At 61.2% G+C, this 18,792-nt stretch carries 18 protein-coding genes; 6 read left to right on the top strand and 12 right to left on the bottom strand.

Features of this window, described 5'->3' with window-relative positions; translation table 11 throughout:
• Positions 1 to 68: 68 nt before the first annotated feature.
• A complete protein-coding gene (locus AC13DJ_RS07105) occupies positions 69 to 566 on the top strand; it encodes an asparaginase domain-containing protein (protein WP_482933696.1) in 498 nt (165 codons plus the stop codon).
• Positions 567 to 572: 6 nt separating this feature from the next.
• Here the strand turns inward: AC13DJ_RS07105 and AC13DJ_RS07100 are convergent, their stop codons facing one another.
• From AC13DJ_RS07100 to AC13DJ_RS07065, 8 genes are all read right to left on the bottom strand, one after another.
• Positions 573 to 1,262: a pseudouridine synthase gene (locus AC13DJ_RS07100; protein WP_199458253.1), complete on the bottom strand. Its 690-nt coding sequence runs from the start codon at positions 1,260 to 1,262 to the stop codon at positions 573 to 575.
• Positions 1,262 to 2,290, bottom strand: a complete 1,029-nt coding sequence (locus AC13DJ_RS07095) for a metal-dependent hydrolase (RefSeq protein ID WP_482933695.1) — start codon at positions 2,288 to 2,290, stop codon at positions 1,262 to 1,264. The genes AC13DJ_RS07100 and AC13DJ_RS07095 overlap by 1 nt, the downstream gene beginning before the upstream one ends.
• Before the next feature lie 3 nt (positions 2,291 to 2,293).
• The gene (locus tag AC13DJ_RS07090) at positions 2,294 to 3,520 is read right to left on the bottom strand and encodes a lytic murein transglycosylase (protein WP_482933700.1); all 1,227 of its coding nucleotides are present in this window, start codon (positions 3,518 to 3,520) and stop codon (positions 2,294 to 2,296) included.
• Positions 3,521 to 3,634: 114 nt separating this feature from the next.
• Positions 3,635 to 4,951, bottom strand: a complete 1,317-nt coding sequence (gene phoR, locus AC13DJ_RS07085; RefSeq protein WP_482933694.1) for a phosphate regulon sensor histidine kinase PhoR — start codon at positions 4,949 to 4,951, stop codon at positions 3,635 to 3,637.
• A gap of 57 nt (positions 4,952 to 5,008) precedes the next feature.
• Positions 5,009 to 5,701: a phosphate regulon transcriptional regulator PhoB gene (gene phoB / locus AC13DJ_RS07080; protein WP_022988492.1), complete on the bottom strand. Its 693-nt coding sequence runs from the start codon at positions 5,699 to 5,701 to the stop codon at positions 5,009 to 5,011.
• Positions 5,702 to 5,835: 134 nt separating this feature from the next.
• The gene (ubiA, locus tag AC13DJ_RS07075) at positions 5,836 to 6,720 is read right to left on the bottom strand and encodes a 4-hydroxybenzoate octaprenyltransferase (RefSeq protein WP_482933693.1); all 885 of its coding nucleotides are present in this window, start codon (positions 6,718 to 6,720) and stop codon (positions 5,836 to 5,838) included.
• Positions 6,721 to 6,797: 77 nt separating this feature from the next.
• Positions 6,798 to 7,349 (bottom strand): chorismate--pyruvate lyase family protein, encoded by a 552-nt coding sequence (locus AC13DJ_RS07070; RefSeq protein WP_232901181.1) that lies wholly within the window; start codon positions 7,347 to 7,349, stop codon positions 6,798 to 6,800.
• A complete protein-coding gene (locus tag AC13DJ_RS07065; protein ID WP_232901182.1) occupies positions 7,330 to 7,887 on the bottom strand; it encodes a hypoxanthine-guanine phosphoribosyltransferase in 558 nt (185 codons plus the stop codon). The genes AC13DJ_RS07070 and AC13DJ_RS07065 overlap by 20 nt, the downstream gene beginning before the upstream one ends.
• A gap of 191 nt (positions 7,888 to 8,078) precedes the next feature.
• Between AC13DJ_RS07065 and rubA the strand changes: the two genes are divergently transcribed.
• From rubA to tesB, 3 genes are all read left to right on the top strand, one after another.
• Positions 8,079 to 8,246, top strand: coding sequence for a rubredoxin RubA (rubA, locus tag AC13DJ_RS07060; protein WP_022988488.1), 168 nt, complete (start codon positions 8,079 to 8,081; stop codon positions 8,244 to 8,246).
• 16 nt (positions 8,247 to 8,262) lie between these two features.
• Entirely contained in the window at positions 8,263 to 9,420 is a 1,158-nt protein-coding gene (locus AC13DJ_RS07055) for an NAD(P)/FAD-dependent oxidoreductase (protein WP_482933692.1), read from the top strand.
• Positions 9,421 to 9,510: 90 nt separating this feature from the next.
• Complete coding sequence (gene tesB, locus AC13DJ_RS07050) at positions 9,511 to 10,371, top strand: acyl-CoA thioesterase II (protein WP_232901184.1); 861 nt, start codon at positions 9,511 to 9,513, stop codon at positions 10,369 to 10,371.
• Here the strand turns inward: tesB and AC13DJ_RS07045 are convergent.
• From AC13DJ_RS07045 to AC13DJ_RS07035, 3 genes are all read right to left on the bottom strand, one after another.
• Positions 10,338 to 12,884 carry an EAL domain-containing protein gene (locus AC13DJ_RS07045; RefSeq protein ID WP_482933691.1) on the bottom strand — a complete coding sequence of 849 codons (2,547 nt, stop codon included), beginning with the start codon at positions 12,882 to 12,884 and terminating at the stop codon, positions 10,338 to 10,340. The genes tesB and AC13DJ_RS07045 overlap by 34 nt on opposite strands.
• 107 nt (positions 12,885 to 12,991) lie before the next feature.
• Positions 12,992 to 13,438: a flavodoxin gene (locus tag AC13DJ_RS07040; protein WP_482933690.1), complete on the bottom strand. Its 447-nt coding sequence runs from the start codon at positions 13,436 to 13,438 to the stop codon at positions 12,992 to 12,994.
• A gap of 69 nt (positions 13,439 to 13,507) precedes the next feature.
• Positions 13,508 to 14,611, bottom strand: a complete 1,104-nt coding sequence (locus AC13DJ_RS07035; RefSeq protein ID WP_482933689.1) for a GGDEF domain-containing protein — start codon at positions 14,609 to 14,611, stop codon at positions 13,508 to 13,510.
• A gap of 192 nt (positions 14,612 to 14,803) precedes the next feature.
• Between AC13DJ_RS07035 and AC13DJ_RS07030 the strand changes: the two genes are divergently transcribed.
• Both AC13DJ_RS07030 and AC13DJ_RS07025 read left to right on the top strand, forming a co-directional pair.
• Positions 14,804 to 16,369, top strand: coding sequence for an inorganic phosphate transporter (locus tag AC13DJ_RS07030; protein WP_058341979.1), 1,566 nt, complete (start codon positions 14,804 to 14,806; stop codon positions 16,367 to 16,369).
• Positions 16,370 to 16,471: 102 nt separating this feature from the next.
• Positions 16,472 to 16,738 carry a hypothetical protein gene (locus AC13DJ_RS07025; RefSeq protein ID WP_036219157.1) on the top strand — a complete coding sequence of 89 codons (267 nt, stop codon included), beginning with the start codon at positions 16,472 to 16,474 and terminating at the stop codon, positions 16,736 to 16,738.
• A 192-nt stretch (positions 16,739 to 16,930) separates the two neighbouring features.
• On the opposite strand, the gene panP is transcribed toward AC13DJ_RS07025, so the two are convergent.
• Complete coding sequence (gene panP, locus AC13DJ_RS07020) at positions 16,931 to 18,625, bottom strand: pyridoxal-dependent aspartate 1-decarboxylase PanP (RefSeq protein WP_482933688.1); 1,695 nt, start codon at positions 18,623 to 18,625, stop codon at positions 16,931 to 16,933.
• Positions 18,626 to 18,792 lie beyond the last annotated feature (167 nt).

The raw sequence follows: 18,792 nt of genomic DNA, 5'->3' as shown, positions 1-18,792 counted from the left end.
TGGAGTTTCATGGGGATGGTTAAAATGAGACCTGTTCCCGATAGCTCCATTCCAACAGAGGATACCCCGTGACCATCCAGATACTGACCACCGGCGGCACTATCGACAAGGTGTACTTTGATGCCAACAGCAAGTTCGAGATCGGCGACAGCCTGTTACCGGAATTGCTGGCAGAATCGAACATCCATGAGGGCTATGCCATCCGGGGGCTGATGCGCAAAGACAGCCTGGAATTGACCGATGACGACCGCGACAGTATTCTCGAGGCGGTAAAGCAGACCGAACATTCCCGAATTATTATCACCCATGGCACCGACACCATGGCCCAGACGGCCCAGGTCCTGAAAACCCTGCCCGATCGCACCATTGTGCTGACCGGGGCCATGCAACCGGCCCGGATGCGTCGTACCGATGCCATCTTCAATATCGGCTTTGCCTGGGCGGCGGCCCGGCTACTGCCGCCGGGGGTCTACATTGCCATGAATGGCGAGGTGTTCGAGGCGGGAGCGGTGCGCAAGAACCTGGAGGCCCAGAAGTTCGAACGTATCGATGACGCAGCCCGGTAGCGCTCGCTAAACCGAATCGATTTCTGACCGGGTCAATTCCCGAAACTGGCCCGGTGCCAGCCCTGCATCCAGTTCAATCGCGCCGATACGTTGTCTGTGCAGTGCCGTGACATGGTTTCCCACCGCCGCCAGCATGCGTTTGACCTGGTGGTAACGGCCTTCGCTGATGGTCAGCTCTATCTCCTGTTCGGAACAGGCCACCACCTGCGCCGGTCGCGTGGCCGTGTCTTCTCCGTTGAGCTGAATGCCTTGTTCCAGGGCCTGTCGGGCTTCTGCCGTTAATGGCTCGGCCAGTTGTACCCGATAGGTTTTCGGGCAGTCCCGCCGGGGCGAGGTAACCCGGTGCGACCACTGGCCATCGCTGGTGAGCAGCAGGAGTCCGGTGGTGTCTTTGTCGAGCCGTCCGGCAATGTGCACCTGCCGCGCCAGTTCCGGTGGCAGCAGGTCCAGCGCGGTGGGCTGGCTGCTGTCGGTGGTGGCGCTGATCACGCCGGCGGGTTTGTGCAGCATCAGGTACAGCTCGCCGGGCAGGGTCACCGGCTCGCCGTCGAGCAGCACGCTGTCTCCGGTGTTGATGTTGGCGCTGGTGCTGCGGCACAACTGACCGTTCACCTGAACCCGCTTGCCGGTGATTGCCCGCTTGGCGTCTTTGCGGGACAACCCGGTGCCGTTGGCAAGGTATTGGTCCAGGCGCATCAGCAAGCATGTCCCTGAGCCGGCGGGGCCAGTGTGGCCAGGCACAGCACCGGCAGCTCTCCGGTCAGCCGGGCCCAAAGCAGTGGCAGGGCGTCCGGATTGACGGCCGGCCGGCCCAGTCTGCCGCTGGGGATCGGGGCTAAACCCTGATCCGAGAGGTTCGCCAGGGTAAAGGTAAACGGGTGCGCGCCGGGAATGCCCAGGCGGATGTCGGTGGCGGTAATCTGTTGGTCGGCCTGCTCATAATGCAGGAAGCCGCGGGTGAACCACTCAAGGCGCCGGGCTTCCGGCAGGTCTGCTACCCGGGCCCGGAGCACCGGATTGCGGGAGAAGTATTCCAGTGACAGTTCCGGCGTGCGATCCAGAAAACCGGTAACAATCTCCACCCGGGTGTCGTCGGTGATGGCCGTGGCTCGCCATAACAGGGTATTGAACGGCATGGGTTGTACCATCAGTGCCGGCTGTTCCAGCCCGGCCCGGGCCAGTGCCGGTTGAACCCTGTCGGTGATGATCTGCTGTGCCACCAGCGTCCAGCCCAGATACAGGGTGGATAGTCCCAGTGCCAGGCTCAGCGCGGTGCGAGCCGGCGGGCGCACCAGAAACGCCAGGCAGCCTGCCAGCAGCGGCAGGGTGTAGAGCGGGTCAATAATGAAAATACTGTTGATAGCCACCGGAGTGCCGAACGGCCAGAACAGCTGGGTGCCGTATGTGGTGAGCGCGTCCAGCAGGGGGTGGGTGATCAGGATAAGTGCTACCAGCGCCAGCCATCGCCGGTAGCTTATGACAGGCTTCCAGCGCCACAGGCCCCAGGCGATCAGCAGCGACAGGGGCGCGAGAATCAGCAGGGAATGGCTGAAGCCCCGGTGCTGGGTAAAGTTGGCGACCGCGGTGCCATAGTCGATGACTACGTCGAGGTCCGGCAGGGTGCCCAGCAAGGCGCCGGTCAGCAGTGCCGACCGCCCCAGGGTTTTGCCGGCCACAGCTCCGGCCAGGGTGGCGCCAAGGGCGGCCTGGGTAATGGAGTCCATGGTTCAGCTACCGGCCTGGATATCCAGCGCCTGCAGCAGTTGCCCGGACGGAAAGCCGTCGGCAATAAGGCCTTCGGCTTTCTGGTACTGGCGGATGGCCTTGCGGGTGTTGGAACCCAGAATGCCGTCAGGCTCGCCGCTGCTGTAGCCCTTGGCGTTCAGGCTTTCCTGCAGCTGCAAGATCTGGTCCCGGGACAAGGCAGGCTGGTCTTCCGGTGGCGGGTTCTGCAGGCCGCCGGCACCGGCCACCCGGTCGGCCAGGTGGCCAACGGCGATGGCGTAGAACTCCGAGCGGTTCCAGCCCATGATGACCCGGAAGTTGCTGTAAGCCAGGAAGGCCGGGCCCTGGTGGCCGCTGGGCACCACCAGTGCGGCTTCAATGGGCTCCCGGGCCAGGGCATTGCCGAAGGCATCGGTAATGCCCAGTTTCCGCCATTCTGCCAGGGGCAGCCGGCGGCCATCGGCCTGGCTGAAGTCAAAGTTTTCGGGCAGTAACACTTCCCGGCCCCAGCGGTAGTCGCCGTCCCAGCCCATGGATTCCAGGAACCTGCCGGCCGACATCATGGCATCGGGCAGGCTGTTCCACAGGTCCCGGCGGCCATCGCCATCGGCGTCTACGGCGTGTTTCAGGAACACCGTGGGCATGAACTGGACGTGGCCCATGGCGCCGGCCCAGGAGCCTTCCATCTGTTCTGCCGGAATGGCGCCCTCGTCGATAATGCGCAGGGCGGCAATCAGCTGTTCGGTGAAGAAGGTCGTGCGGCGCGGGTCACAGGCCAGGGTGGTCAGGGCACTGGGCACCTGCATCTTGCCGAAGTAGCTGCCGTAGTTGGTTTCCAGGCCCCAGAACGCCACCAGGTAGGGCGCAGGCACACCGGTTTCCCGGGTCACCCGGGCCAGCAGGTCCTTGTGCTCGGCCAGCATTTCCCGGCCCTTGCTGATCCGGCTTTCGTTAACCCGGCGGTTCAGGTAGTCGGCAAAGGTGGTGGTGAACTCCGGTTGCCGGCGGTCCAGTTCGATGACTCGTTCCAGGTAGCTGACATCGGCCATCACCCGGCTGGCGGTGTCGGCACTGACACCGGCCTGGACCGCTTTGTCTTGCAGGCCTGCCTTGCACTCTGCAAAGGCGGCGTCGGTCATGGTGGGTAGTTCTGCCATCGAAGCCTGGCTGGTAAAGAGCAGGGCTGGCAGGAAAAGGGCAGTCAGGGCGTGACGTACTGGCCCCGGCATCGGCTGATTGGCCACAGTAAAACCTCGCAAGATGAATGGGCGGGTATGAATGCCATGTTAGCGCGTTTTTACGGTTCGGAAATACCGCTGAACCGGCCCGGGAGTGACAATTCTTTAATCCCGGAGTTCCGGTACCCGTTCTACCAGTCGCTCGCGGGGGAAGTGGCAGATGAATTCGCTGCCGTCGCCGGGTTTGCTGCGGATTTCAAGGTTGCCATCGTGGTTGATCAGCACGTGTTTGACGATGGCCAGTCCCAGGCCGGTGCCACCGGTGTCTTTATGCCGGCTCGGGTCGGCGCGGTAGAAGCGCTCGGTCAGGCGGGGAATGTGAACCGGGTCGATGCCGATACCGCTGTCTTTGACGGACAGATGGGCGCCGTCGCGATTGGCCGTCCAGGATACAGTCACTTCGCCTTCCGCCGGCGTGTACTTCACGGCGTTGAACACCAGGTTGGAGAAGGCACTGCGCAGCTGGCTTTCATCGCCACGCAGCAGCCGGTGGTCGGAAATATTCACGGTAATGCGGTGCTGTTTGCTGCCGCTCAGGGCCTGGGCGTCGTGACAGATCTGGTTCAGCAGGGCATCCATGTCGGCAAGGGTGTCATCTACCGTGTGTTCACCGGTTTCAATACGCGACAGCAGGATCAGGTCGGTAATCAGTGCTTCCATCCGGGATGACTGGGCGGCCATGGTGTTAATGGCCCTGCGCCACTTGGGTGGCAGTTCGTCGGCATGGTCAACGAGGGTTTCCAGGTAGCCGCTGATTACCGTGAGCGGGGTGCGCATTTCATGGGAAACGTTGCCCACGAAGTCCCGGCGCATCTGTTCCAGCTGGTACAGCCGGGTAACGTCCTTGGCCACGATCAGGCGGTCGTCGTCGCCGAACAGGCTGATCTGGATTTGCAGGTGGAGATGGGGCTTGGCCGGGGAGTTCAGTTCCAGCGGTTCCCGGTAGTCCCGGGAGTCGAAGTAGGCCTTGAAGGCCGGGTTTCGGATCAGGTTGTGGATGTACTGGCCCCGGTCGGTGCTGCGCCGGAACCCCAGCAGGTATTCGGCTGAGCCGTTCCACCATTCCATGGCGCCCCGGGCGTCGGTCATGATCACGCCGTCGCGCATGGCGTTGGTGGATTCCTGAACCCGGTTGATGCGGGCCCGGAGGCGGTCCTGGGTACGCAGGTGGCCCTGGTGCAGCTTGTTCAGGCCGTCAAAGATGCTGCCCCACATGCCGATACTCTGGGGCGCTTCTTCACTGGCGTCCGGGTTGCCCAGCCACTGGTACAGGCGGCGGGCCTGGATCAGGGTCCACCAGAGGTAACCCACCAGGCCAACGAGCAGGCCGTATACCGGTTCACCAAAATACAGGCCAACCAGCGTGGTGCCGGCCAGGCTGGCCAGGATCAGGCGCAGATATCGTGACCAGTTGTGTTGCATCAGGCGCAGCCTTGTTCTGTGTTCTGTGTTCTGGTGTCAGGCCAGTGGCCGAAGTGGTTATGCGACCCTGGTGGAGAACCTGTAGCCAGTGCCCCGGACGGTCTGGACCAGGTGGTCGTAGCGGTCGCCAAGGGCCTTTCGCAGGCGCCGGATATGTACGTCTACCGTGCGCTCTTCAACATAGACATTGCCACCCCAGACCTGGTCCAGCAACTGCGACCGGGTATAGACCCGTTCCTGGTGGGTCATGAAAAACTGCAGCAACCGGTACTCGGTGGGGCCCATGGTCAGGGCGCCTTCCGGCGTGGTTACCCGGTGGCCGACCGGGTCCAGGGTCAGCCCGTCCACTTCGATCGGGCTGTCGACGCCGGCCGGCGTTGCCCGGCGCAGTACCGCTTTCAGCCGGGCAACCAGTTCCCGCGGGCTGAAGGGCTTGGTGATGTAATCATCGGCGCCGACTTCCAGGCCCTGGATCTTGTTGTCTTCCTCAACCTTGGCGGTCAGCATGATAATCGGGATGTCGGCGGTTGCCTCTTCCTTTTTTAGCCTCCGTGCCAGCTCGACACCACTGGTGCCCGGCAGCATCCAGTCCAGCAGGATCAGGTCTGGCTGCCGGTCAACAACCAGGGCGTGGGCCTGGCGGGCGTCCTCTGCCTCGAGGTAGTCGTAATCAGCCATTTCGAGGGCCACGGCGATCATTTCGCGGATGGCTGGCTCGTCATCGACGATCAGGACAGTTTTTCCATTCATGTGCTTCAACCTGTGTCAGAACCCCGGGAGCAGGATTTGCGCTCCCCAGTAATGTTGCTGGCTCATTACAACGCGTCTTTGTTACAAGTATATGACACGATTGAGTTAGCAGCGGTTCCGTGCCAGCTGGCGACTCAGAGAAGCTGGTCGGCCACCAGCCCGGCAAATACCGCAAACCCGGCCCAATTGTTGTTCAGGAAGGCCTTGAAACAACCTTCCCGGGCACGGTCGCGGGCCAGGTACTGGTGATAGGCAAACAGGCCTGCCATTACCGCCACGCCCAGATACCAGAACGCGCCCAGTTCTGCCTGGCCTCCTACAATTACCAGGATCAGCACCACCAGCGCCTGCAGTATGCCGATGATCGCCCGGTCGGCTTCGCCGAACAGGATGGCGGTGGATTTAATGCCGATTTTCAGGTCGTCATCCCGGTCCACCATGGCATAGAGCGTATCGTAGGCCACGGTCCACAACACGTTGGCGGTGAACAGCAGCCAGGTAAGCTGGCTCAGCTCGTTGGCCTGTGCGGCCCAGGCCATGGGGATGGCCCAGGAGAACGCGGCCCCCAGAAACAGCTGGGGCAGGTGGGTGTAGCGCTTCATGAACGGATAGATAAACGCCAGCAGGGCGCCACCGAAGGACAGGTACAGGGTCAGCCGGTTGGTGAACAGTACTACCATCAGGAAGGAAACCAGGCACAGGCCCAGAAACAGGGCAACGGCTTCCCAGGACTGGATGCGGCCGGTGGTCAGGGGGCGGTCCTGGGTGCGTTTTACGTGGCGATCCCAGTCCCGGTCGGCAAAGTCGTTGATGGCGCAGCCGGCGGCCCGCATAAAGAACACGCCCAGGGTGAAGATAATGACGTTGGCAATAGAGGGGCTGCCGTCGCCGGCCAGCCAGAGTGCCCAATAGGTCGGCCAGAGCAACAGCAGGCTGCCGATAGGCCGGTCAATGCGAAGCAGGCGGGCGTAGTCGGCCAGGCGTGCCTGGACAGGGTCTGGCAGGGCATTCTGCAACATGGTGCGCTCTTCCGTGGGTCAGGTGCGTGGCAAACACCGGATTATAGCCAGCCCGGGCCCGGGGGTTAAACCGAAGCTTACCGGTACAGCACCGGCAACAGGTATTCACCCACCATCAAGGCGTTGTTGCCGTGGTGGAACAGGGAGCGCCGGGCCAGCCGGGGCTGAAGCGGATGATCGGGCAGGCACAGGCCGGTTTCCAGCGGCCCCCGTGACCAGTCCGGGCTGCTGAACAGAAAGGCACCGAGGGGCTTGTTGCCCAGGTGGCGCAGCTGCCTGCCCTTGCCTTCAAAACACTGGTGGGGGATGACCGTGCGGGCCAGGACCCAGGGCTGGCCATCGCCGCACAGGCGGACTTCGCGGATCCAGGCCTGTTGCCGGGGCTGCAGCCCGAGCCGGCGAACCTCTTCCGGGAACGGCGTGGCGTAGCCTTCGCGCGCGACTTCCACATGGAAGCTCTCGAGGCACCGGTGCTTCAGGGCCTGGGTGAAAGACCCCTCCACCTGCAGCCAGTAGCGGGCCGGGCCGTGAACCTCCGGGTTGCGCAGCCCGGCCGCAGCCAGCGACCGGTACCAGCGGGTAGGCGGGATCTTCAGGCTGTTTTCCCGGTCAGAGTCCTTTGACAGCATAGATGCCGGGGGCGTTACGCCAGTAACCTTTGTAGTCCATGCCGTAGCCGAACAGGAAGCGGTCTTCAACGCAGAGGCCGGTGAAGTCGGCTTTCAGGCCCGGACGGGCCTTGCGTTCGTGAATCTTGTCGACCAGTACCGCGGTCAGCACTTCCCGGGCGCCGTGGGCCAGGCAGTAGTCAGCGATGGCGCACAGGGTGGTGCCTTCATCCAGGATGTCGTCGACAATCAGCACCGTGCGGTCTTTCATGTCGGATTCCGGCTGGAGTTTCCACTCGAGGATGCCGCCGGTGGTTTCCTGGCGGTAGCGGGTGGCGTGCAGGTATTCCGCCTGCACCGGGAATTTGAGGCGGGGCAACAGCTGGCCGGTTGTGATCAGGCCACCGTTCATAACGCAGAACAACAGCGGGTTACTGTCTTTCAGGCGATCGGTGATGGCCGAGGCCATGGTGTCGATGGCGGCACTTACCTGTTGTTCGTCTACCAGGCAGTCGGCTTCAGCCATGACCTGGTTCATTTCGGCGACGGTATCGGTCATAACGGTCGGTCCTGTCGTAAAACCGGCGATTATACCGAACCGGTTGCCCTGAAGGGAGGGGCAGATGGTGAACGGACTATCTGTAATCATGCCTATTGGCACAAAACCCGGACAACCGGCGTCTCGCGTGGCATTGGTCACAGACCGGGTGGAGGGTATTATGGCGCACGGAATTTTAATGGAGAGCAAGTATGAAGAAGTGGCAGTGTGTAGTGTGTGGCCTGATTTACGACGAAGCTGAAGGCTGGCCGGAAGACGGCATCGAGCCGGGCACGAAGTGGGAAGATGTGCCGGATGACTGGGTATGCCCGGACTGTGGCGTGGGCAAGGAAGACTTCGAGATGATCGAAATCGGCTGATTAACGGAGCAGGACTATGACCGACCAGGCACCGATTGTAATAGTAGGCACCGGATTGTCCGGATACTCGCTGGTGCGGGAACTGCGCAAGCTGGATAAAACCACTCCGGTGGTGATGGTAACCGCAGACGACGGCGTGAATTACTCCAAGCCGATGCTGTCCACCGGCTTTACCAAGGGTAAGGATGCCAAAGGGCTGGCCCAGGGCGACACCGAGGCAATGGCCGAACAGCTGTCGGTGGACATTCGCACCTACAGCACCGTTACCGGTATTGATACCGGTGCCCGCGAGCTGGTGCTGGGCGACGAGCGGCTGGCCTACAGCAAACTGGTGCTGGCCTGGGGCGCGGATGTGATCCGCCTGGGCCTGGACGGTGATGGCCTGGACCGGGTCTATTCGATCAACGACCTGCTGGATTACCGGGCGTTCCGCAAGGCCCTGGAAGGTGGCAAGCGGGTGGCCATCATGGGTGCGGGGCTGATCGGCTGTGAATTTGCCAACGACCTGCGCAACGGCGGTTATGAGGTGGATGTGATTGCCCCGGATGCCGCCGTTATGCCCAGTTTGCTGCCGGAGGCGGCCGCCAACGCCGTGCAGCAGGAGTTGCAGGCCCTGGGTGTGAACTTCCACCTGGGCACGGTGGTACAGCGGGTGGATCGCGACGGGCAGGGCGTAAAGCTGGCGCTGGCCAACGGCGGCACTCTGGCGGCAGACCTGGTGGTTTCGGCGGTCGGTCTGCGGCCGCGCACCGAGCTGGCCCGTGCCGCCGGCATTGAAGCCGGCCGCGGCATTGTGGTCAACCGGGCCCTGGAAACGTCGGCACCGGATGTCTATGCCCTGGGTGACTGCGCCGAGGTAGACGGCCAGGTGTTGCTGTATGTATTGCCGTTGATGGCCTGTGCCCGCGCCCTGGCGAAAACCCTTACGGGTGAACGCACTGAGGTGAGCTACGGTGCCATGCCGGTGATGATCAAAACTCCTTGTTGTCCCACAGCGGTGTGCCCGCCACCGGCCGGTGCCGAAGGCGAATGGGACATCGAGCAGGAGGGTTCAGACGTGAAAGCCCGTTTCCTGTCGCCATCGGGCGAGGTGCTCGGCTTTGCGGTGACCGGCCGGTTTGCCGTGGAAAAACAGGCGTTGTCGCGGGAAGTGCCGCCCATCCACAGTGACTGAGCGTTGCGAAATTGTTTCACCTGAGGTAGAAATTCTTTCGTAAGCTAAGGAGCTGGCCGCTGGCTCCTGACCAAAACAACAGGAGCATGCATGCTGGAAATAACCCGGAAGCTGATTGATTTGCTGGATTTGTCGCCCATCGGAGATGATCATTTTCAGGGTGACAGTGAGGATCTCGGCTTTCCCCATGTGTTTGGCGGCCAGGTGCTTGGCCAGGCGTTGATGGCGGCCAGCCGTACCGTTGAAGGCCGGTTGTGCCATTCATTGCACGCCTACTTCCTGCGCCCCGGCAACCACAGCATGCCGATTGATTATGAGGTTCAGCGGGTTCGCGATGGCGGCACATTTTCGGTGCGCCGGGTCATTGCCCGCCAGGACGGCAAGGAAATCCTGACCGGTTCCATGTCATTCCAGGTGGCCGAGGAAGGGCTCAGCCACCAGTTCCCGATGCCGGAAGCGCCAGCACCGGAAACCCTGAAATCCGAACAGGAACTGGGTCAGTTGCTGGTGGACCAGGTGCCGGAGAAGCTTCGGGACCTGCTCACCCGGGACCGGCCCATCGAGATCCGCCCGGTGAACCCCGGCAACCCGCTCAAACCGGAGAAACAGCCGCCTTACCGCCAGAACTGGTTCCGGGCTCTGGGGCCACTGCCGGATGATCCGGTCTTGCACCGCTGCCTGCTGACCTACGCGTCGGATTTCTCGTTCCTCGGCACCTCCATGGCACCCCACGGCCGCACGTTCATGAACCGGAACATGCAGGTAGCCAGCCTGGACCATGCCATCTGGTTCCACCGGGACTTCCGGATGGACGAATGGCTGCTGTACGACAAGGACAGCCCCAGTGCCTCCGGCGGTCGTGGTTTCAATCGGGGTAATTTCTTCACCCGGGATGGCGTACTGGTGGCTTCGACCACTCAGGAAGCGTTGATCCGGGAACGGCAGGGCTGATCTGCCAGCCAGTCGATAATGCGGTCAAAAGGTTGCGGCCGGGCCAGGATATAACCCTGAACCAGGTCGCAGCCCATGCTCTCCAGCAGCTTCAGTGTTTTCTCACTCTCCACGCCCTCTGCCACCACGGTGTAGCCCAGGCTGTGGCACATCTCGATGGTGGTGCGCACAATGACCCGGTCCTCCTCCCGCTCTGCCAGCTCGGTGATCAGTGAACGGTCGATCTTGATCTCGCTGGCGGGCAGCTGCTTGATGTATGACAGCGAGGAATAGCCGGAGCCGAAGTCATCAATGGACAAGGGGATGCCCGCGGCATTGATGGCTTTCAGGGCTTTCAGGGAGTTGGCCGGGTCCTGCATCATTGAGGTTTCCGTTACCTCGAAGGCCAGGTCTCCGGCGGGGCACTGATAGCTCTGCATCATTCGTTGCACAAACACCGGGAAGTCCGGCTCCCGCAGGTTGTTGGGGGAAATGTTGACGGCGATACGAGTCGGGGCGCCCTTTGCCGCCAGCTTTTCCCGTATTTCCAGTGCTTCCCGCAGCACCCAGCGGGTGAGCGGTTTGATCAGGCCGGTTTGCTCGGCCAGTTCGATCACTTCATGGGGCGGGACTTGCCGCTCCCGGTCCGGCCAGCGGATCAGGGCCTCGAAGCCGGTAATGTCTCCGCTTTTCAGGCACTGCTTGGGTTGCAGGTACAGGGTCAGCTGGTTCAGCTCCAGTGCCTGCCGAAGCTCGGACACCAGGGTCAGCCGTTCGGTGCTGTAGGAATCCTTCGACGGCTTGTAATAGGCCACACCCCGTTCCCTGGCCCGTTCCGAACCCTCGGCAATGACGGCTCGCCGGATCAGGGTGTTCACGTCCGTGCCATGATCGGGGTAGATGGCCACCCCCAGCTGGGGGGTGAGCGGTATCTGCATGCCCAGGAAGTCAATGGGCTGGCGGATAACTTCGATATCCCTGAGTACGTGGCGGGGTACGGATTCTGTGCGGTCAGCGTAACTGATCAGCGCGAAGGTTTGCGGGTCCAGGCTGGCCAGGTAGAAGTCCCGGCCCTCGCTCTGTTCTATGGCGACAATGCCGGGCACCTTACGGGTGACATCGTTGAACTGCCGTGATGCCAGTTCCAGTATCCGGTCGGTATTGCGGTGCCCGAGCGTCTTGGTCACGGCATACAGGTTGTTCAGGTGAATGACTGCAATGCCCAGCCGTTGCTTCGGGTTGCGGCGGATCAGTTCGCTCACCCGCAGCTCGAAACTGCTGCGGTTGGGTAGCCCGGTCAGCGGGTTGTGCAGGGCCTGGTCCATCAACTGCAGTTCCGCGTTACGGCGGGCTTCCAGTGCGTGCAGTTCCGCTTCCCGCGAGTGCAGGCGGTCCTGCCGTTCCCGGTAGATCCGGATTGCCAGGGCCAGGCTGAGCAGCATGGCTTCCAGGGCCGAGCCCAGTTCCATGCCGTAGGAGGTAATAAAGCTGTTGGGAATCCAGCCGTATTTGTTGGCGGCCGTGATCGCGCTGCCGAGGGTCAGTGCCGCCCAGGCCAGGGTGTAGTACATAGCCTGGGGGTTGCCCCTGAGCCACTGCAGGGGGCCGATAAAGGTCAGCAGCAGCGAGCTTGGGATCACCAGGGCAACGCTCAGGCGCATACCGGTGTTGTAATCGATGAACAGGTTGGCCGCCGCCATGGCCAGGTTCAGGGACAGCACCACCAGTACCAGGCGATCCATTTTCGGGCTGACCTGTTTGAGCCGTAAAAACGCCCTGGAGAACATCAGGGTGCAACTCATGGCCAGGGGCACAATCATCGCCATGGCCCGGTTCTGTATGGTCGGACTTTCCGGCCACAGTAGCTGGTAGGTAATACCGTTCAGTCCGCCCACCAGCAACAGGTAGCCGAGGGTGGAGAGCACATAGAACAGGTAAACGGCTTCTTTCAGGGCGATAAAGACAAACAGGTTGAAGCAGATAACGGCAATCAGAATGCCGTAATAAACGGCGTGGAGCTGGCTTTCAACGGAGGCCTTTTCGAAATAGCTTCTGTTGTTCCAGAGCCGCAGTGGTGCCTGCATGGCACCTTCTGTCTGTATCCGCAGTAACACCTGGTAATTGCCGCCAGGCGCCAGTTGCAGGGGGAACAGGAAGTGGGGGTGTTGTACCGGCCTCTCGGCAAAGGGCATGCGGTCGCCGGTTATTACTTCCCGCAGTAACCGGTTGTCTTTAAACAGATAGAAGCCGATAGCGTCGAGCTGAGGATAGCTGATTTCCAGCAGGTTGCTGTTGCTTGCGTCGGTCACCGGGAACCGGAGCCAGATCTGGTCCCGGATATAGCCAAAATTGGGGGTCTGGTCCGGCAGCCTCTGCCATTGATCCGAGGCCATGACTTCGCTGGCGGTGACGCTGGCATCCGGGGGCAGGCGCAGATACTCCATTTCCGGAATATAGGAAGCCGGTGCCGCATGGAGGTGAAGCGACAAAGTCAGCAAAGCTGTCAACGCTGCCAGAAGCCGGGCCAGTTTCATCAGGATCTGTTGTTACCGTTATTATCGTTATGGGTCGAGTATGGCCTGTCGCTGCGGGTGGCTCAAGGGCAGCCAGACAGAGTTTTGGCAACTTGTGTAAATAATAGTCAGATTCCGTTAGCCCAGTCTTTGACCCAGGGCAGGGCTTCGGCTTCAGGCTCCATGGTTTCCAGCGCGTCTATGCGCAGGGTTTCCCCTACCTTGCGGGCAGCGGTTTCGTACAGGGCTTCTTCCATCAGGTCGCCGGCGCCGCAGAAGGTGTCACCGTAGGAGCTGTCGCCCAGCACGATAATGCCGAAAGGGCGACCGGGCTGCTGTGGCAGTTGTTCCCGCAGCGCCAGGTAAAACGGCAGCAGGTTGTCAGGGATTTCCCCCTGGCCGGTCGTAGAGGTGCAGACCAGCAGGGCGTCGTCATTGCCGGTGATGTCTTCCAGGGCCGGGGTCTCCAGCACGGTCACCTGGTGCCCTTCGGCTTCAAGCTCTTCCATGATCTTGCGGGCGGTCAGCAGGGCGCCGCCGTAAACACTGCCGGTGAGTATTCGAATTGCTGCCATGTTACTGCCTTATATCTGTTCAGGTATCTGCATTGCCGGCAGAGATGGTAATGCTGCGATGGGCAGCGCTCAAGCCGGGTTTTCCGCAGCAGGCTGGCTGTCCTGGCTGCGCACCCTGGGGGCGATGCGGTTGCGGCCATCTTCCTTGGCGCTGTAAAGGTTGGTGTCGGCCAGTTTCAGAAGTTCGTTGACGGACCCGGCCTTGGAGATCGAGCAGACGCCGGCACTGATGGTCACCGGCAGGATCTGCTCCTGGTGGCGGAACTCGGTGGCCGCCACTTCCGCACGCAATCGCTCGGCCAGTGTCAGGGCCTGCAGCAGGGTGGTGTCGGGCAGCAGGATCAGGAATTCCTCACCTCCCCAGCGCGCCGCGATATCCGTTTGCCGGATCACCTTGCGCACCAGGCTGGCAAAGTGCCGGAGGGCGGCATCGCCGGCATCGTGGCCGAAATCGTCGTTGACCCGTTTGAACAGGTCCAGGTCGATCAGCACCACGGAAAAGTGGTGCCCGGAGCGCTGGTAGCGGGAAAACTCGGCGGCAAGGCGGTTGTGCATATCCCGCCGGTTGGCCAGGCCGGTAAGCTCATCGGTACGCGCGGCTTTTTCATGGCTTTCGGCCAGTTTCAGCAGTTTGTTGCGGGCCTGCAGACGGCCGGCCTCCAGCACAAAGCAGAAAATGGATTCGAAGGTGAGGGTGGCGAAAAAGCGTATTTTGAAGTCAGTGGAGTATTCGGCGGCTACTCCGGGCAGGTTGGGAAACTGGAATACGATGATCGCCAGCAGATAGCAGAACAGCAGGATTGCGGTGCCGCCCTTCAGGCTGGTGAGGAAAAACAGTAGCGGTGGGAACACGTAGAACCACAGGGGGCCGGTGTTGCCTTCGCCGCCCGAGGCGATCAGGTAGGCAAACAGCAGGGCAACGGTAATCAGCAGTCCCGCCTTCTGCACCAGCCGGTTGCCGGTCCGCAAATACCAGAGCATATTGGCCAGCACCGGTATATTGAACAGCCAGAGCACGATGGCATGGCTGTGATGGTCGGCAAACCAGGCCTTGAGGCCGATGCCGGTGAGGAACAGCAGCGCCATGGCCGATAACCCGTTCAGCAGGAGGGAAATCTGCTGTTCTTCGTGCTCGGACGATATGATCTGGTTGGGTCGGTAGCTGGCCGTCATCTTGTGTTGTTCTTTTTGACAGGTTTTTGCCAAGTATGCGCCAAAAAACCGCGGCTTTGGAGTGATGTCCGTCCGGTTTGTGATCTTTAGCCCCCCATGACAGTTCGGTTTCAATTTTATGATAAAAAATTTATAGTTTGCGCGCGGCAAAATTGCCTGAACTCATTCCGTTCACAAGAGACCCAATTGTTTATGGCCCGTTCCAGCAGCTTTCTGGATAACCTTCTCAGCAGCCCCTCTACGGAACGGTACAGGGTTGGTTTCAGTGTTCTGTTCCTGCTCTGTGTCTGGTTGATTGTCGGCTCATTCAGTCAGGGATTACCCAACAGCATGTTGCTGATGGCCGCAGCGGTCATCGGCGGTTATATGGCCATCAATATCGGTGCCAATGATGTTGCCAACAACGTGGGCCCCGCGGTGGGTTCCGGTGCCTTGTCACTGGGCGCCGCCGTGTTGCTGGCGGCGGTGTTCGAGGCAGCCGGCGCGCTGATTGCCGGTGGCGACGTGGTCTCTACCATCAAGGGCGGCATTATTGACCCTACCACCCTGGAAGATCCCCGCGCCTTTGTCTGGCTGATGACGGCAGCTTTGCTGGCCGGCGCACTTTGGCTGAACCTGGCCACCTGGATGGGCGCGCCGGTTTCCACGACCCACTCCATTGTAGGCGGTGTGCTGGGTGCCGGTATCGCGGCCGGTGGCTGGGCCATCGCCGACTGGGGTGTGATGGGCAAGATTGCGGCCAGCTGGGTGATCTCTCCGGTATTGGGTGGTGCCCTGGCGGCGCTGTTCCTGTTTGCCATCAAGAAAACCGTGCTGTACCGGCAAAACCTGGTGTCGTCGGCCCGCACCTTTGTGCCTGTCCTGGTATCGATCATGGCCTGGGCGTTCACCACCTACCTGATGCTCAAGGGCGTGAAGAAAATCGTCAAGGTGGACTTCCTGTCGGCGTCGATCATGGGCCTGGTGGTGGCTGCCGTGGTGTGGTTCATCATGCGTAACCTGGTGAGCCGCCGTGCCGCGACCATGGAGAACAGCTCCAAGGGCGTGAACACGCTGTTCACCTGGCCGCTGATCTTTGCCGCCGCGTTGCTCAGCTTTGCCCACGGCGCGAACGACGTCGCCAACGCCATCGGGCCGCTGGCTGCGATCAACGATGCTATTCGCGCCGGTGGTGGCGTGGTGACCTCTGCCAGCATTCCGCTGTGGGTCATGATGGTGGGTGCGCTCGGCCTGGCCGTTGGCCTGATGCTATTCGGCCCGCGCCTGATCAAGACCGTGGGCAGCGAGATTACCGAGCTGGACAAGACCCGGGCCTTCTGTATCGCCCTGTCTGCAGCACTGACGGTAATCCTCGCGTCCCAGCTGGGCCTGCCGGTCAGTTCAACCCATATCGCTATCGGTGGCGTGTTTGGTGTGGGCTTCCTGCGGGAGTACCTGAAGTCCAACTACGCCAGCCAGCTGCACAAGATGATCGAGCACCATGACCCGGCGGACCAGGAACGCCTGAAGCCGTTCCTTGACGATTTCCGCAACGCCTCTGTGGAGGAAATGGAAAAGCTGCTCAAGCAGGCAAAGAAGAAAAAGGAGCAGGTGCCGCTGTCCAAGTCTGAACGCAAGCGCCTGAAGAAGATTTACAAGGAAGAGATGGTCAAGCGTTCCCACCTGGTGAAGATTGCCGCAGCCTGGATTATCACCGTGCCGGCGTCCGCCCTGATGGCTGCGTTCCTGTTCTTCGCCCTGCGGGGTTTGATGGTTTAATGCCGGGCGGGGCTGGTTAGCGCCCCGCGGTTTGGCCATACTATGAGCATCAGGCCCTGTGCGGGCCGTTTTGCTTCAACGCTATTTTTCAGGGAGTCAGGAATGAGTTCATCTTCCGAGAGCCGTCAGGCCAGAATGATTGAAGAGTTACGGGTGTTTATCAAGAAGGTGATGAGCGAGCCGACCATCGCCGTAAAGTCCATGGAGATTGCCCGTAAGTACAAGGGTGAGCCCAATGCTGACGAGTTGATTGCCCGCGAGATCAGCGCCAACACTACGATCCGTATTCCGGAGACCTGGAGTGAGGCGGACAAGATGTTCCTGGAGATCCTGCACGAGGTGCTGGATGACGAAGAGGCCCTGTATTAAAGCTTAGCCAGGTGCAGGGCAGGGTGTGCGAGGAGCTGTTCAAAAACCGCTCCTTCGGCACATCCCTGTGGCGCTTCTGCTCCGCCATCCCTGGCTCCGCAAATTTTTGAACAGCTCCTCGCACACCCCGCCCCGGGCATAGTTCATGCCGCCATCGCACCAGCTACTTCTCATCTTAATGAATGAGCCGTATTATCCCTGAGCTGACTTCAGCCTGGGTTTTGCCTTTGATGGTCGGGGGCTCAATACGGCTTCTGCCATCTGATGCAGGATGGCGATCTCATCGGCAATGCCGTCTTCCTTCGACAATTCCCGCTGTTCCTTCAGGATGTCTGCCAGGATCTCCGGCGTTGTTAGCGGGTTAGCCAACACCACCCGAAACACGATGCACGGGAAGTGGTAATAGCGGGCCGGTTCCAGTCGGGTTCGGGACACGAATGCTTTGCCGCGTTCCCGCTGGGTTTTCTGGATGAACTTGGTGATGCGGTTCAGGCAGGTGTTCATTTTTTCTGCCTGCAGTTCGTCTGCGTTGGCCAGGGCTTGCTGGACCGGTTCCGGGCAGTAGCGGTAGGTCAGGATGTTGAGTTCCGGACGGGTGATGAGTTCGAAGTCCGGTTGTTCGTCGATCATGCCGGCGAAGGTTCTGGCTTTTTCGATGCCCTGGTTGATCAGGATTTCGTAGCCTTCCCGGGCCAGGATTTTCAGGCCGGAGTGGATCAGCATGGCCATGCCCGGGCGGGAGCCTTCGAGGGTGGTGCTGCCGAGGTCTCTTGAGCCTTTACGGATGATGTACTGGGCGTGGTGTTCTACCGCGCTGGCCAGGCTGGGGTCTTTGAAGACGACCAGGCCGGCACCCATGGGTACGTACAGCTGTTTGTGGGCATCGAAGGTGACGGAGTCGGCCTGTTCTATGCCCCGCAGCAGGTGTTTGTAGGTGCGGGAGAACAGGGTGGGGCCACCCCAGGCGGCGTCTACGTGGAAGTGGGCGCCGAATTCACGGGCTATGTCGGCCATGCTGTCCAGCGGGTCCACTGTGCCGGTTTCGGTGGTGCCTGCTACACCGCAGATGGCCATGACCTTGATTTTCTGTTTCTGCAGCTCCAGGCACTTGTCGCGCAGGGCGTCGGGCAGGATTCGGTTGTATTCGTCGGTTTCAACCGGCACCAGGGCATCGCGGCCCAGGCCCAGCACGTCAGCGGCTTTGCGCAACGAGTAGTGGCCGCGCTTGGAGACGACGATGGCGGCGCCTTCGTAGCCATAGTATTTCAGGGCCCGGAACAGGCCTTCTTCGTGCAGGCCGCGGAAGCTGCCTTCGGCGGGGAAGGCGCGGTTGCGGGCAACCCACAGGGCGGTCAGGTTGGCGATGGTGCCGCCGGAGCACATGGCGCCCAGGGCGTGCCGGGGGTCGTGCATCCATTTCCGGTAGAAGGAGCCGTCCTGCTGGTACACCAGCCGGTGGATCATGCCCAGCACCTGGCGCTCCATGGGGGTGAAGGCCTTGGAGGTTTCGGTTTTGACCAGGTTCTGGTTCAGGGCAATCATGATTTTTGACAGCGGCAGCATGAAGTAGGGCAGTGCCGAGGTCATGTGGCCGATAAAGGCCGGTGAGGCGGTGTGTACGGAATTGGCCACCAGTTTGTCGAGCAGGAACTGGGTCTGCTCGGAGACAAAAACGGGTTTCTCCGGGATGACGTAGTCGGAGAAGTCTTTCTCGACTTCGGACAGGTCCCGTTCGATGGCGACGATGTGCTCCTGCAGGAATCCGGCCAGGTTGCGGGAGATGTCCTGGTCGATCCGGCTCAGGGTCGACTCCGGCGCTTCGGGCACCGTGAACACGCGATACATTGCCTCTAATGAGGCCTGGGCGGATTTTTTCTTTCCGGTCATAGCACCACACACACTTAGTGGTTGTCCGTGGGTCGGTTCCGGAAACCCGGCGGACGGGGCCGGAGCTGGGTCCGGCATTGAATTTGGCTGCCTGCCGCTAGGCGAGGCATGTGTTCCCTGAGGGGCCGTAGTATAAGGCCTGTGCGGATTTGACGCTATGCCCCGGG

This window comes from Marinobacter sp. L-46 (assembly GCF_056859535.1).
This window is presented reverse-complemented; position numbering and strand designations above follow the sequence as displayed.

Bases quoted from the DNA above. Each gene is read 5' to 3' on its own strand.
- AC13DJ_RS07055 (WP_482933692.1), top strand. From the start codon at position 8,263: ATGACCGACCAGGCACCGATTGTAATAGTAGGCACCGGATTGTCCGGA.
- phoB (WP_022988492.1), bottom strand. From the start codon at position 5,701: ATGAATGGAAAAACTGTCCTGATCGTCGATGACGAGCCAGCCATCCGC.
- phoR (WP_482933694.1), bottom strand. From the start codon at position 4,951: ATGCAACACAACTGGTCACGATATCTGCGCCTGATCCTGGCCAGCCTG.
- panP (WP_482933688.1), bottom strand. From the start codon at position 18,625: ATGACCGGAAAGAAAAAATCCGCCCAGGCCTCATTAGAGGCAATGTAT.
- AC13DJ_RS07095 (WP_482933695.1), bottom strand. From the start codon at position 2,290: ATGGACTCCATTACCCAGGCCGCCCTTGGCGCCACCCTGGCCGGAGCT.
- ubiA (WP_482933693.1), bottom strand. From the start codon at position 6,720: ATGTTGCAGAATGCCCTGCCAGACCCTGTCCAGGCACGCCTGGCCGAC.
- AC13DJ_RS07090 (WP_482933700.1), bottom strand. From the start codon at position 3,520: ATGCCGGGGCCAGTACGTCACGCCCTGACTGCCCTTTTCCTGCCAGCC.
- AC13DJ_RS07070 (WP_232901181.1), bottom strand. From the start codon at position 7,349: ATGCTGTCAAAGGACTCTGACCGGGAAAACAGCCTGAAGATCCCGCCT.
- AC13DJ_RS07100 (WP_199458253.1), bottom strand. From the start codon at position 1,262: ATGCGCCTGGACCAATACCTTGCCAACGGCACCGGGTTGTCCCGCAAA.
- AC13DJ_RS07045 (WP_482933691.1), bottom strand. From the start codon at position 12,884: ATGAAACTGGCCCGGCTTCTGGCAGCGTTGACAGCTTTGCTGACTTTG.
- AC13DJ_RS07065 (WP_232901182.1), bottom strand. From the start codon at position 7,887: ATGACCGATACCGTCGCCGAAATGAACCAGGTCATGGCTGAAGCCGAC.
- AC13DJ_RS07035 (WP_482933689.1), bottom strand. From the start codon at position 14,611: ATGACGGCCAGCTACCGACCCAACCAGATCATATCGTCCGAGCACGAA.
- tesB (WP_232901184.1), top strand. From the start codon at position 9,511: ATGCTGGAAATAACCCGGAAGCTGATTGATTTGCTGGATTTGTCGCCC.
- AC13DJ_RS07030 (WP_058341979.1), top strand. From the start codon at position 14,804: ATGGCCCGTTCCAGCAGCTTTCTGGATAACCTTCTCAGCAGCCCCTCT.
- AC13DJ_RS07025 (WP_036219157.1), top strand. From the start codon at position 16,472: ATGAGTTCATCTTCCGAGAGCCGTCAGGCCAGAATGATTGAAGAGTTA.
- AC13DJ_RS07040 (WP_482933690.1), bottom strand. From the start codon at position 13,438: ATGGCAGCAATTCGAATACTCACCGGCAGTGTTTACGGCGGCGCCCTG.
- rubA (WP_022988488.1), top strand. From the start codon at position 8,079: ATGAAGAAGTGGCAGTGTGTAGTGTGTGGCCTGATTTACGACGAAGCT.